Source organism: Arthrobacter sp. D2-10 (assembly GCF_054161285.1).
Map to the genome: position 1 here is coordinate 2,827,419 of NZ_CP096431.1, position 12,467 is coordinate 2,839,885.

Sequence of the window (12,467 nt, forward strand, 5' to 3'; positions counted from 1 at the left end):
TCAACTTTAGTCCTGTAGGCAACCGGGCTGTTTTTCACTTCAGGCGAACCTGATCATGCCGCGGTGGGGCTCAGGCTTCCCTGCCTTTCGACACCCAGTTCGGATCAGCGCTTCGCTCCCCCACCACGAGGTCGGCGGCCGCGTCCAGCACGTCACAGTCAGATTCAGAAAGCGTGATCGAGGCGGCGCCTACGTTCTCGTCGATGCGCTCCGGCCTGCGGGTGCCGGGAATCGGCACCACGGGCAAACCGAACTTCGTGCCCTGCACTGCCAGCCAGGCGAGCGCCACCTGGGCGGCGGTGGCACCCGCTGCGGCGGCCACCGACTGCACAGCTTCCACCACCGCGGCATTGGCCTGCAGGGCGTCTGCGCTGAACCTGGGCACCCGATGGCGGAAGTCACCCTCGGACAACGACTGCGCCTGCACGGTCCCGGTCAGGAAACCCCGGCCAAGCGGCGAGTAGGGCACGAATCCGACACCTAGTTCGGCGGCTGCGGGCACCACGCGTCCTTCAACATCCCGGCTCCAGATCGACCACTCGCTCTGCACGGCGGCAATGGGATGGACAGCATGGGCAGCGGCAAGTTCGTCCGCGGTGACCTCGGACAGGCCGAGGAAACGCACCTTGCCGGCGGCCACGAGCTCTGCCATGGCGCCGACCGTTTCCTCAATGGGCACCGAGGTGTCCCGCCGGTGCATGTAGTAGAGATCGATGACGTCCGTTCCCAGGCGCCGCAGGCTCGCCTCCGCCGCACTTCGTACGTACCCGGCATCACCGCGAACCCCGGAATAACCGGCCGCGGGGCTCCCTTGGATGCCGAACTTGGTAGCTAGCTCGACCTCCTCCCGCCGGGTCGACAACAATTCACCCACCAGTTCCTCGTTGCTGCCTCCGCCGTAGATATCCGCCGTATCAATGAAAGTCACCCCCGCATCCACGGCGTGGTGGAGGGTTTCCAGGGCAGCTTTGCGGTCCAGGCCGCCATACACCTCGGTCAGCGCCATTCCGCCGAAGCCCTGGGCACTCACGGTAAAGCCATTGGCCAGTTCGATTCGGTTGAGGGTCATGGTCTTGATGGTATTCCTGTGGGCTTCCGCCGGACGAGTACCTGATTCAAGTGGTGAAAAGCGGGCAACGCAGGGGAACGCCATGCGCGATAATGGAGCCCATGGGGAGAACCGACATCACCGCTGTCCTGACAATCGCCGGCCTGGCGCTGACGCTTACGGCCTGCACTTCAGACGGGCCTACTGCCGAAGACGCGGCCGCCAGCCTTGCTGAGGGACTCACCAGCGGCGACCTGAGCGGCGTTGCTTTCACGTCCGTGTCCCCGGAGGAAGCCACTGCGCAGCTCGAGGAGCTCGCTGCTCCCCTTGACCCGGTTTCACCCACCGTCACGGTTGCCTCAGTGGAATCCACAGGTGAGGACACAGCGACGGCACAGCTCAACCACGCGTGGGACGTCGATGCCGGCGACACCGACTGGACATACACCACCACAGCGGAGCTGACCAAGGTCGACGATGCATGGCAAGTTGGTTGGACGCCCGGTGTGGCGGTCAACGGGCTGACCGAGGATGCCACGCTCGCCGTATCCCGCACTGCCTCCGAGCGGGCAGAAATCCTGGGGGCAGGCGGGGAAGTGCTGGTGACGGAGCGTCCCGTCATCCGCGTGGGCATCGACAAGACCCGCGTTGAAGCGGCTGAGCTCGAGGCTTCTGCCACAGCCCTGGCGGACCTTGTGGGCATCGATCCCGCAGCTTACGTCGAGCAGGTGGCAGGCGCCGGCGGGGAGGCGTTCGTCGAGGCGATCGTTCTTCGGGACAACGAGGACCGCCCTGTCTCCGACGACCAGATCAATGCCATTCCTGGGGCAACCGGAATCCCGGACACTATGTCCCTGGCTCCCACACGCACCTTCGCGCGCGAGCTGCTGGGCTCAGTGGGCCAGGTGACCGCGGAGCTGGTGGAGCAGTCGGACGGACGGTTGGAGGCTGGTGACACAGCCGGGCTGTCCGGAATACAACTGCAGTATGACGAGCAATTGGCAGGAACACCGGGCATGGTCATCGAGGCCGTGACGGGAGAGGGCGAAACACGCACGCGCGAGGTTCTCTTCGAGAAAGATCCTGTTCCCGGAGAACCCCTGGAACTCACTCTCGATCCGGCATTGCAGACCCTTGCGGAAGAGGTTCTGGCGGAAGAAGAATCCGCTTCCTCCATCGTTGCCATCCGGCCTTCAAGCGGCGCAATCCTGGCGGCCGCAAACGGCCCGGGAAGTGAGGGCCTGCAGACGGCGCTGCTCGGGCAGTATCCGCCCGGATCGACCTTCAAGGTAGCGACCTCCCTCGCCCTGCTCAAGAACGGCTTCACCCCCGATTCGACCACGAGCTGTCCCGAAGAGCTGGTAGTGGACGGCCGCGCATTCAACAACGTCCCCGGATACCCGGTGCAGTTCACCGGCGAGATTCCGCTCCTGCAGGCGCTGGCTCAATCCTGTAATACCGGCTTCATCTCGCAGCGCGACGTCGTTTCGCAGGAGGCGCTCGCATCGGCTGCGGCGGATCTCGGTATTGGGGTCGACGTCCCCATCGGCACGCCGGCGTTCTTCGGGTCGGTCCCTGCAGAAGCCGACGGAACTACTCACGCAGCGTCGATGATCGGGCAGGGTGAGCTCCTGGTGTCCCCCTTGTCGCTGGCCATCATGGCTGCATCCGTGGGAGCCGGGGAACGGGTTGCTCCTACGCTCCTGGGCGGCGGCGGAGAGAATGCGGCGCCGTCGTCGTCGGCTTCTGCCGAGCCCACCGCGGAAGGAACTGAAGGTGCAGGGAACGAAACCCAGGAAGCGCCGGCGCCGAGCAACCTGACCGCGGAGGAGGCGGCCGCGCTGCGGGAGATGATGGCCGCCGTCGTCACCGTAGGAGGCGCGAAGCTGCTCGCCGACATCCCCGGGGAGCCGGTCCTCGCCAAGACCGGCACGGCGGAGTTCGGGACGGAAGACCCGCCGCGGACCCATGCCTGGGTGGTGGCTCTTCAGGGTGACCTGGCTGTTGCCGTGTTCGTCGAGGAAGGCGAGCGCGGATCCATTTCCGGCGGGCCGCTCATGGAGGAGTTCCTGCGCGGGGCAGCCGGTGAGTAACCGGCCGGGAACCGGTCAGTAGCGCAACTGCTGCGGGTAGCGGGTGCCCGACGTCGGAACGATCTCCTTGCCCAGCGGCATCAGGGAAACCGGGATGAGCTTGATGTTCGCAATTCCCAGCGGTATGCCGATGATGCTGAGGAACATCGGGATGGACGTGAGCAGATGGCCGATTGCGATCCAGATTCCAGCGACCACCAGCCAGATGACGTTGCCTACCGTGGAGAAGAAGTAGGTGCGTCCTCCCCGGTCCGCCACTGACCGGCCGAAGGGCCAGAGCGCGTAGGCACCGATGCGGAACGACGCTATCCCAAAGGGGATCGTCACAATCAGCAGGCAGCACACTATGCCGGCGAGGAAATACCCGATCGCCAGCCACACCCCGCCGAATATAAGCCAAATGATGTTCAAGAGTGCAGTCATGGGTCTATTCTTCCCAACATCGGCGTCGATCGGCATGAGGGATGACCCTGACTGCATCCCGTACCGGCGCGAAGACCGGCAGGAAAGGGGACGCCATGGCCCCGCAGAACGAACACTCGATCATGCGACGCAAGTCCATCGCCCAGATGGACGACGAGGCCGAGAAGAGCGGACTGTTCAAGAGCCTCGGGCTGTGGCAGCTGACGGCCATCGGTGTCGGCGGCATCATCGGCATCGGCATCTTCACGCTTGCGGGCCTGGTTGCCAGCGGGCAGGAGGGTGGTGAGGGTGCCGGTCCCGCCGTCCTGATCTCCTTCCTCGTGGCAGGTCTTGCCAGCGCCGCCGCTGCCCTGTCCTACGCCGAATTCGCGGGGATGATTCCACGGGCGGGCTCGGCGTATACCTACGGGTACGTTGCGCTCGGTGAGATCATCGGATGGTTCATCGGGTGGGATCTGCTCCTCGAGTACATTGCGATCGTCGCGGTGGTAGCCATCGGCATCTCCGGTTACTTCACCGAGTTCATGGCCGGCATTGGAATCGAAATTCCGGTGGCTATCCAGGGGACGGCAGACGTCGTCGAGGGCGGCCTGGTGAACCTGCCGGCCATCATCGTCTGCCTGTTCATCACCTTCATCCTGAGCCGTGGAACGAAGACCTTCGGCAGATTCGAGCTTGTCGCGGTGGCGATCAAGATCCTGCTGATCCTGTTCATCATCGGCCTCGGGTTCTTCTACGTCAGCGCTGACAACTACTCGCCGTTCATGCCCAATGGGTTCGGTGCGGTGTTCACCGGCGCGGCAGTAGTTTTCTTCGCGGTGTTCGGGTACGACGCCATGAGTACCGCCGCTGAGGAAGCCGAGGACGGCAAGAAACACATGCCGAAAGCGATCCTGCTGTCCCTGGCCATCGCCATGACCCTGTACGTCCTGGCTACGCTCGTGCTGACCGGGATGCAGAACTGGGAAGAGCTGGACACCAACGCGGCGTTCGCGGTCGCCTTCCAGTCGGTGGGCCTGCCGGTCATCGCCACCATCATCTCGGCCTTCGCGGTTCTCTCGATCCTGACAGTGATGCTCACCTTCCTGCTCGGCGTCACCCGTGTCTGGTTCTCCATGAGCCGGGACGGACTCCTCCCCCGCTGGTTCTCAGGCACCGATCGCCATGGCACTCCGCAGCGGGTGACCTGGATCGCCGGTATTGCCTCGGCCTTCCTCGCCGGCGTCTTTCCCATCCGCCTCATCGCGGATCTGACGAACATTGGGATCCTCGCCGCGTTCGTGGTGGTGTGCGTCGCGGTGATCGTCCTGCGCTACAAGCGGCCGGAACAGCCCCGGACCTTCCGACTGCCGCTGATGCCGTGGATCCCGGCCTTCGGAGTGCTCTCCTCGCTGTTCCTGATCCTCCAGCTGGAGCCGGAGACCTGGATGCGGTTCGGCGTCTGGCTCCTGATCGGCCTCGTGATCTACTTCGCCTACAGCAGAAAGAACTCGGTGATGGATCCTCGCAGCCCCCGCTACCAGGAAGTGATCCATACCGAGGAGGGCTAGACGAAGCTCCAGAAACAGCACTGCCCACCGACCGTATTCGGTCGGTGGGCAGTGCTGAGTCTGGCTTCAGTTAGCGGCCGCGCCGTTCGTTCGACGCCGGGGCGCTGGCCCTGCGGGAACCCGCTCCGCGGTTGCCGGAGGGGCGGCCCGAGGACGACGGCGCCGATGCCCGCTGGCCGGAGCTGCGCTGCCCGGAACCGGCCGGAGCCTTGCCCTGGGAGCCGCGGGTGCCGGCGGCGCTGTGCGCGGCGACATCCCCGGAGCGTGCCCTGCGAGGGCGGCTGGTGCCTGGTGCTGCACCTTCACCGGAACGACGACGGTCGCTGTCACCACCGAAGCGGGGTGCCTGCGGCTGGTCCTTGCGGCGCTCTGCCCGGTTGCCCTGAGGCTCCGCGGCAACACGCCCGCGACCGCCACGGCCGCCGCGGCCTCCGGCAGCGGGGGCAGCGCGACGGGCGCGCTTGCGCTCGGCGTTCGCTCCGGTGGAGGTGCCGCCCCCGGCGTTCTCGCGCTGTGCGAGGAGAGCCGCCCGGGTGCGGGGATCAACCTTCTCCGCTACGTCACCGATGAGCTTGCCGATCAACGGGGACGTCGCGGTGACGTTCTCGAACCCGACGTTCACGCCGGCGGCCTTCATGAGCTTCTGAACTTCGCTCTTCTGCTCGGGCAACGTGATGGTCACGACGGTGCCGTCGGAACCCGCGCGGGCCGTACGGCCGGAGCGGTGCAAATAGGCCTTGTGCTCCGTGGGAGGGTCCACGTGAACCACGAGCTCGACGTCGTCGACGTGGACACCGCGCGCGGCGACGTCGGTGGCGACGAGGACGCGCACGTCACCGGTCGAGAACTCCGCCAGGTTGCGGTCCCGGGCGTTCTGCGAGAGGTTGCCGTGAAGGTCGACGGCGGGAATTCCGGCGTCGGTCAGGGTCTTCGCGAGCTTGCGGGCATGGTGCTTGGTGCGCATGAAGAGGACGCGCTTGCCCTTACCGGAGGCGAGCTGGACGATGAGCTGCTTCTTCTGGGTCTGATCGCCGATGAGCAGCACGTGGTGCTCCATCGTGGTGACCGATGCCTGAGGGGTGTCCACGGAGTGGGTCAGCGGGTTGGACAGGTACCGCTGCACGATCTTGTCCACGCCGTTGTCCAGGGTGGCGGAGAACAGCATGCGCTGCCCCTCGGTGGGTGTGGTGTCGAGAATGCGCTTCACCACGGGCAGGAAGCCGAGATCCGCCATGTGGTCGGCCTCGTCGAGCACAGTGATCTCGACCGATTCGAGGGTCACCAGCTTCTGGCGCATCAGGTCTTCAAGACGGCCCGGGCAGGCGATGACAATATCGACGCCGGCGCGCAGCGCCTTCTCCTGGCGTGCCTGGGATACACCGCCGTAGATGACGGTGGTGTTGAGGCCGAGTTCAGCGGCCAGCGGCTCTACGGTGGCATTGATCTGCGTTGCGAGTTCACGCGTCGGAGCAAGGACGAGAGCCAGCGGGCGGCCGGGCTTGCGGCGGTAGGCGGCTTCACGCTCGGCGAGGCGGGCCACCATCGGCAGGGTGAACGCAAGCGTCTTGCCGGAGCCGGTACGGCCGCGGCCAAGCACGTCCCGACCCGCGAGGGTGTCAGGAAGGGTCTTGACCTGGATGGGGAACGGTTCGGTGATTCCCTGATCGGTGAGGGAACGGACCAGCGCTGTGGGCACGCCAAGCGCAGCAAAGGTAGTCATGTAAAGTACACGAACTTTCTTCTCATCTTCCCTGCGCATCGGTTGATGCCCAGAGTCCGCCGAAGGAAAGTCAGACAGTGTCAACCGCTCTCACGATCATGGGAGATAGCGCGGGACAAAAGAATGCGTTCATCGACGCAGGCTGCGGCGGAAGCCTTCCGGAGGAAGAGGCACCATGTGCCGCAAGCAAGTGCCTCAAGTCTAGCAGTGGTCCGGTTGCGCTCCTGACGCACGTTGGTGAGGATGGGGTGAGTGTGAGCAAGCCCACCATGCGAGCTGCACCAAAACCCCGCACCCCAGGAGAAGCCATGTCCACCGCCGCCGCCATCCGCTCGCACGCCGCAGACATTTCCGAGGAGGTCACGGAGTTACGCCACAAGCTCCACCGGGAGCCGGAGATCGGCCTGCACCTCCCCCGTACCCAGGAAAAGGTGCTGGAGGCCCTCGACGGGCTTCCCTACGAAGTGAGCGTCGGCAAGGACACGACGTCGGTGACCGCAGTACTGCGCGGAACGGCGCCGTCCTCCGCAGCCCGCAAGCCCGTAGTTCTCCTGCGCGGCGACATGGACGCGCTGCCGGTTCAGGAGCAGACCGGCGTCGACTACTCGTCTCGAATTGACGGTGCCATGCATGCCTGCGGCCATGACCTGCACACGGCGATGCTCGCCGGGGCCGCCCGGCTCCTGGCTGACCGGCGGGACCAGCTGGCAGGCGACGTCGTACTGATGTTCCAGCCCGGCGAGGAAGGGTTTGACGGTGCGGGGGTGATGATCCGTGAAGGTGTCCTGGAGGCCGCCGGGCGGCGGCCGGATGCGGCATACGGAATCCACGTTGTGTCCTCGATGCTGCCGAACGGGCTTTTCGCCAGCCGGTCGGGCACACTGATGTCCGCCTCCGACGCCCTGTACATCACAGTTCACGGCGCGGGCGGCCACGGTTCCGCTCCCCACCGCGCGAAGGACCCCGTGACCGTGGCCGCGGAGATCGTGACGAGCCTGCAGACGATGATCACGCGGCAGTTCGATATGTTCGACCCTGTGGTGCTGACAGTAGGGCTCCTGCAGGCGGGCACCAAGCGCAACATCATTCCCGAATCGGCGCGCATCGAAGCTACGATCCGCACATTCTCGGAACAGAACCGGGACCTCATGCGCACAGCGATTCCCCGCCTGGTCAATGGCATCGCGGAAGCGCACGGCCTGTACGCGACGGTCGACTATGAGACGGAGTATCCGCTGACCGTCACCGACGAGGGTGAAACGTCCAACCTTGAGAAGAACGTGCATGAGCTGTTCGGCGATGAGCGGTACACCCGGATGATGAACCCGCTCAGCGGCTCAGAAGACTTCTCGAGGGTCCTGGCGGCCGTGCCCGGAAGCTTCGTGTTCCTCTCGGCGGTGAAACCCGGTGTTGATCCGGCGGGGACGGCGTTCAACCACTCCCCCTATGCCGCCTTCGACGACAGCATCCTCGCTGACGGCACGGCCCTCTACACGCAGCTGGCGGTTGCCCGGATCGCGGAGCTGGCCGCCGCCTCAGCCTGACCGGTCAGGAACCGGCTTGGCGGGCCTCGCTACGCTTGTAGAGATGAGTACGCAGCCTGAATCCCAGCCCTTCCCTGCCCAGCCCGTATCGTTCGTTCGCCGCGGCTCACGCCTGCAGGGCCGCCGTCGTGATGCGTGGGCGGAATTGTCCGAGGGCCTGGTGGTGGAGGTCCCGCGCAACTCCGCGGCCGACACGTCAGTGGACCCCAGCTGGGAATACGACGCCGCCGCCTCCTTTGGGCGGGATGCGCCGCTTGTCGTCGAGGTGGGCTCTGGCCTGGGTGAGGCCGTGGCGCATGCCGCCGCCGAGCGGCCGGAACACAACTTCCTTGCCCTCGAGGTCTACAAGCCGGGGCTGGCTCAGACCCTGCTCCGCATCGATCAGCGCGGGCTCACGAACGTCCGGGTTGCGCAGGTGAACGCCGCAGAAGCACTGGCCACGATGATCCGCCCCGCCTCGGTCGCTGAGCTGTGGGTCTTCTTCCCTGACCCGTGGCACAAGACGCGTCACCACAAACGGCGCCTGGTGAAGGATTCCTTCATTGAGCTCGCCGGCCGGGTCCTGGTGCCCGGCGGCCTCCTGCGCCTCGCCACGGACTGGTCGGACTACGCGGCGCAGATGCGTGAAGCGGCTGATGCCTCGCCGTTCTTTGAGAACCTGCACGACGGCGAGCGCGCCGGTGCGGACAGTCCGCTCACCCAGGTTTGGGCCAGCGGGGTTGAGCACGAGGTCGGCGGGACCCCTCGGCGGGAGGGCCGCGAGCGGGCCGGCACCGCTTCCGTGAACGACGGCGAGGACGCACTCGGAGGCTGGGCGCCGCGCTTCGAGGGTCGCGTTCTCACGAGCTTCGAAAACAAGGCGCACGATGCCGGGCGCATGATCTTCGACCTGACCTACCGGCGCGTTTCCTAGGTCCCGCCCTCAGCCGCGGACGTCGTGCAGGTGATGGACGACGTCGTGCAGTCCATATTGTGCGAGGGTGCCGATGGTGAAGCGTGAGCCGTTGCTTCGCCGCCCGGGCCGGTTCCAGTCGGACACTGAATCGAGCAGCACGGCGTAGTCCTCGCCCGCGGCTACGAGTTCGCGTGACACTCCGGCAGGATCCTCTCCGGGGTAGTTCTTCTCGTCGGCGGTTCGGTCCTGATCCCAGTCCGCGAAGAGCGGATCCTCCTGGGTCAGCATCAGTCCCGTCCTCTCAGTGAAGAGCACGTACACATCGCGAACATGCGCGGCATATTCAAGCGCTGACCAGGTGCTCTCATCCGGACGTTCGCGGACGTCGGCCCGGTTGAGCACACTCCGCCAGCGTGGAAAGTCCTCCCGGTGCTGTTGCGCGATACTCTCCGGCGGGTGAGCAGCGGGGTCAAAGCCGCATTCGTCGCAAGCCCGCTCAAGGACCCACGTCCAGTCTTTGGTGTCAGGTTGAATCGCCATGGGTGGAAGCGTATCCGTGCAGGTGCAGGTTTGACACCCGATGACCTGCGAGCCCACTGACTATTGCCACAAAGTAGTGCTGGAGCGGGGCACCGTTCTCACACGAACGAAGATGCCGGCAGGTCCCGTTCCCCGGCGGTGATTGCGTCGACGATGCGGCGGGCGACCGCATCCGGATCCTTACCCTGGGGCAAACGCGGAGCCTGACCGTCGATCGGCCGACTCGCCAGGCCGGTCTCCGTGTGCGGAGGACGGACGTCCAGAAGCCGCACTCCGTTCCGGCGAAGCTCGAGCGCAACCGCCTTCCCGTAGGCACTCAACGCCGCCTTGCTCGCGGAGTAGGCTGCCATCCCCGCCGTAGGAGCCTCGGCGACGACGCCGCTGACCTGAACCAGCAGCGCTCCTCGGTTCAAGTGTCCACTCGCAGCGCGGAGCAGCCTGGCGTAACCCACGAAGTTGGTCAGGAGCAGTTCGTCCAGGGTGTCATCGTCAAGCTCTGAAGGGGGGCCGAACGCCACCACACCCGCCGAGTAGACGAGCCCGTCCAGCATGCTGTCGCCCAGCGCGTCGATGATGCTGCCTGGCCCCGCCGGCGCGGTGAGGTCCGCTGGAACGGCACCTGCTTCCAACTCCGCTGCCAACGAATCGAGCTTGCCTCGATCGCGTCCGCTGAGCGTCAGACGCGCACCCCGCGAGTTCAGCTCGCGGGCTATGCGCGAACCGAGCTGGCCGGTGGCACCGACCACCAGGAAGTGTTTGCCGACAAGAACGCAACCGCTGCTCTGATCCATGCCCAGAGCCTAACAACCGGCTCCGACAAGTCCCGCGGAGGGCGCCGGCAGTACGCCCTTCAGGGCCTACCGCGGTCGGTCCGGCCCTTCAGCTGCCGGAGTTGCTGCTCGGTAGCGTCGCGTGCCTCGAGTTCTTCGAATGCCCGCTCGAGGTTCGGTGACGAGGGATCCGACCACGCAAGCTCTTCCTGTGCTGCCTGAAGATGCCGCAGACGCCGGGCTTCCTGTTCCGCTTCGCGGGCGGCGCGAGCAGTTTCTGCACTGCTGCCCGCAGAGGCTGAAACTGCACCCTGGACTTCCAGGGCTGCCTGGGTAGCCCCTTGCTGCGCCCTCAGTGATTCGAATCGGACCGCATTCTCGTGCAGCGAGGTTTCCAGACGGTACAGATCGGCCTCGAGCGAGCGGAACTGCCGGTCGAGGTCGTCTCGCTGTTGGGTCAGCGTATCGAGCCTCTTCTGCACCTCCAGCGCCCGGCGCAGGGCTGCACGCGCAGCGTCGTCGTTCGAGTTCGCAACCGCGCGCTCTGCCTCACGGTTGCAGGCGTCGAGGTCTGCGGCCGCCTGCCGGGTCAGGGTCTCCACCCGGTGCCGGACGGCGGCGAGGTCCGCTACGCTGCGACGTGCCCGGTCGAGGTTTTCCTCCTGCTGCCGCTGCGATTGCCCGAGCGTGGCGATTGGGTCGACGGGTTCCTGCGCATTACGGCGTGAGGAAATGATGCGTGAGATGCGGCGTCGGACGGACACGTCGGCTATGCCCGCCGGGTGCCGGTGCCGTACGCGGCGTTCCAGGTTTTCAGCGCGCCGATCTCCATGGTGAGCCGCGACGTGGCGCGGTCAAGCTGCCTGCTGCCCGAGACCTGGTGAACCTCCAGGAGCGTGCGGCGCAGCTGTGCTGACAAATCGCAGAGGGAATCCACCTCGGATCCGATGCTGCGGGCGAGTTCCTCCCGCAGGACCCTGTTGGGTTCGCGCTCGGCAAGGGCGATCCGTTCACCGAGTACCGCTTCAGCGCGCGTGAGGTCTTCGGCGGTTGCGGCGAGGGCACCGGCGGGGGACCCCTGGGCGATAGCGGCTGAGAGGGACCGGCGGGTGGCGTCGGTTGAGCGCTCAAGCTGAAGGCGGTACCTCGCGAGTTCCCGGGAAGACGCGTCCGTGGAGAAGGACCGAATGCGGCTGCTCCCCCTCTGGATCCGGCGGCGGAGGATTCCTGAGCGTCGGATGCGGCGAACAATCAACCAGGTACCGGTTGCCGCGCCGATCGCCAGTACGCCCAGGACTGCTCCGCCGAACAGGAGGAGCTGGAGTACACCCTCCAGCAGGACTTCCGCGGCGTCAGCGAACTCTGATTCAGGCATGTATACAAGTGTGCCGTGGATTTGGACGTTGCGCCATGTGAGGAGCCCTCAGCGGGAGGGGTCTCCGCGCCAGATCATCAGCGCCTGGCTGCGCGGGCGGGGGCGCTGCCCCCGGGCGAGGGTGACGACGTCGCCGGCCAGCCCTGCAGCGAAGACGCGGCTGGTTTCCGCTTTACGGCGCTGTGACAGCTCCTCAGTGAGTTCACTGACCCGGTGTTGTAGGGCCATCACCTGATTCTCGAGTTCGAGGATGCGCCGGATTCCTTCCAGGGAGACACCCTCCTGGGAAAGACGCTGGACCTCGCGCAGGACGTTGACGTCACGCTGGGAGTACCGGCGGGCCCGTCCTGGTGCCCTGCTGGGAGTGACGAGGCCCAGCCGGTCGTACTGGCGCAGAGTCTGGGGATGCATGTCTGCCAACTCTGCGGCAACAGAGATGACGTAGATCGGCATATTCATATCAACAGACATTGGTGTCGCTCCCCTCTGCTGCCTAGATTTTCCACACC

At 65.8% G+C, this 12,467-nt stretch carries 12 protein-coding genes; 4 read left to right on the forward strand and 8 right to left on the reverse strand.

What is annotated here, in order from left to right:
• Positions 1-70 precede the first annotated feature (70 nt).
• Positions 71-1,069, reverse strand: coding sequence for an aldo/keto reductase (locus tag M1D74_RS13240; RefSeq protein WP_458115574.1), 999 nt, complete (start codon positions 1,067-1,069; stop codon positions 71-73).
• Positions 1,070-1,170: 101 nt separating this feature from the next.
• Between M1D74_RS13240 and M1D74_RS13245 the strand changes: the two genes are divergently transcribed.
• Entirely contained in the window at positions 1,171-3,141 is a 1,971-nt protein-coding gene (locus M1D74_RS13245; RefSeq protein ID WP_458115575.1) for a penicillin-binding transpeptidase domain-containing protein, read from the forward strand.
• Positions 3,142-3,156: 15 nt separating this feature from the next.
• On the opposite strand, the gene M1D74_RS13250 is transcribed toward M1D74_RS13245, so the two are convergent.
• Positions 3,157-3,564, reverse strand: coding sequence for a YccF domain-containing protein (locus M1D74_RS13250; RefSeq protein ID WP_458115576.1), 408 nt, complete (start codon positions 3,562-3,564; stop codon positions 3,157-3,159).
• A 95-nt stretch (positions 3,565-3,659) separates the two neighbouring features.
• Between M1D74_RS13250 and M1D74_RS13255 the strand changes: the two genes are divergently transcribed.
• On the forward strand, positions 3,660-5,114 hold the full coding sequence (locus M1D74_RS13255; protein ID WP_309072111.1) for an amino acid permease: 1,455 nt from the start codon (positions 3,660-3,662) through the stop codon (positions 5,112-5,114).
• Positions 5,115-5,184: 70 nt separating this feature from the next.
• Here the strand turns inward: M1D74_RS13255 and M1D74_RS13260 are convergent, their stop codons facing one another.
• Positions 5,185-6,834 carry a DEAD/DEAH box helicase gene (locus tag M1D74_RS13260; protein ID WP_458115577.1) on the reverse strand — a complete coding sequence of 550 codons (1,650 nt, stop codon included), beginning with the start codon at positions 6,832-6,834 and terminating at the stop codon, positions 5,185-5,187.
• A 308-nt stretch (positions 6,835-7,142) separates the two neighbouring features.
• Between M1D74_RS13260 and M1D74_RS13265 the strand changes: the two genes are divergently transcribed.
• Positions 7,143-8,378, forward strand: coding sequence for a M20 metallopeptidase family protein (locus M1D74_RS13265; protein ID WP_458115578.1), 1,236 nt, complete (start codon positions 7,143-7,145; stop codon positions 8,376-8,378).
• A gap of 43 nt (positions 8,379-8,421) precedes the next feature.
• Entirely contained in the window at positions 8,422-9,291 is an 870-nt protein-coding gene (gene trmB / locus M1D74_RS13270; protein ID WP_458115579.1) for a tRNA (guanosine(46)-N7)-methyltransferase TrmB, read from the forward strand.
• A gap of 9 nt (positions 9,292-9,300) precedes the next feature.
• Here the strand turns inward: trmB and M1D74_RS13275 are convergent, their stop codons facing one another.
• The 5 genes from M1D74_RS13275 to M1D74_RS13295 all read right to left on the reverse strand — a co-directional run bounded on the left by M1D74_RS13275 (position 9,301) and on the right by M1D74_RS13295 (position 12,429).
• Positions 9,301-9,813 (reverse strand): DinB family protein, encoded by a 513-nt coding sequence (locus M1D74_RS13275; RefSeq protein WP_458115580.1) that lies wholly within the window; start codon positions 9,811-9,813, stop codon positions 9,301-9,303.
• Positions 9,814-9,911: 98 nt separating this feature from the next.
• On the reverse strand, positions 9,912-10,604 hold the full coding sequence (locus tag M1D74_RS13280; protein WP_458115581.1) for an SDR family NAD(P)-dependent oxidoreductase: 693 nt from the start codon (positions 10,602-10,604) through the stop codon (positions 9,912-9,914).
• 59 nt (positions 10,605-10,663) lie between these two features.
• Complete coding sequence (locus tag M1D74_RS13285) at positions 10,664-11,347, reverse strand: PspA/IM30 family protein (RefSeq protein WP_458115582.1); 684 nt, start codon at positions 11,345-11,347, stop codon at positions 10,664-10,666.
• A gap of 5 nt (positions 11,348-11,352) precedes the next feature.
• The gene (locus tag M1D74_RS13290) at positions 11,353-11,958 is read right to left on the reverse strand and encodes a hypothetical protein (protein WP_309071776.1); all 606 of its coding nucleotides are present in this window, start codon (positions 11,956-11,958) and stop codon (positions 11,353-11,355) included.
• A gap of 48 nt (positions 11,959-12,006) precedes the next feature.
• Positions 12,007-12,429: a heat shock protein transcriptional repressor HspR gene (locus M1D74_RS13295; protein ID WP_309071775.1), complete on the reverse strand. Its 423-nt coding sequence runs from the start codon at positions 12,427-12,429 to the stop codon at positions 12,007-12,009.
• Positions 12,430-12,467: the final 38 nt, after the last annotated feature.

Bases quoted from the DNA above. Each gene is read 5' to 3' on its own strand.
- M1D74_RS13240 (WP_458115574.1), bottom strand. From the start codon at position 1,069: ATGACCCTCAACCGAATCGAACTGGCCAATGGCTTTACCGTGAGTGCC.
- M1D74_RS13245 (WP_458115575.1), top strand. From the start codon at position 1,171: ATGGGGAGAACCGACATCACCGCTGTCCTGACAATCGCCGGCCTGGCG.
- M1D74_RS13250 (WP_458115576.1), bottom strand. From the start codon at position 3,564: ATGACTGCACTCTTGAACATCATTTGGCTTATATTCGGCGGGGTGTGG.
- M1D74_RS13255 (WP_309072111.1), top strand. From the start codon at position 3,660: ATGGCCCCGCAGAACGAACACTCGATCATGCGACGCAAGTCCATCGCC.
- M1D74_RS13260 (WP_458115577.1), bottom strand. From the start codon at position 6,834: ATGACTACCTTTGCTGCGCTTGGCGTGCCCACAGCGCTGGTCCGTTCC.
- M1D74_RS13265 (WP_458115578.1), top strand. From the start codon at position 7,143: ATGTCCACCGCCGCCGCCATCCGCTCGCACGCCGCAGACATTTCCGAG.
- trmB (WP_458115579.1), top strand. From the start codon at position 8,422: ATGAGTACGCAGCCTGAATCCCAGCCCTTCCCTGCCCAGCCCGTATCG.
- M1D74_RS13275 (WP_458115580.1), bottom strand. From the start codon at position 9,813: ATGGCGATTCAACCTGACACCAAAGACTGGACGTGGGTCCTTGAGCGG.
- M1D74_RS13280 (WP_458115581.1), bottom strand. From the start codon at position 10,604: ATGGATCAGAGCAGCGGTTGCGTTCTTGTCGGCAAACACTTCCTGGTG.
- M1D74_RS13290 (WP_309071776.1), bottom strand. From the start codon at position 11,958: ATGCCTGAATCAGAGTTCGCTGACGCCGCGGAAGTCCTGCTGGAGGGT.
- M1D74_RS13295 (WP_309071775.1), bottom strand. From the start codon at position 12,429: ATGTCTGTTGATATGAATATGCCGATCTACGTCATCTCTGTTGCCGCA.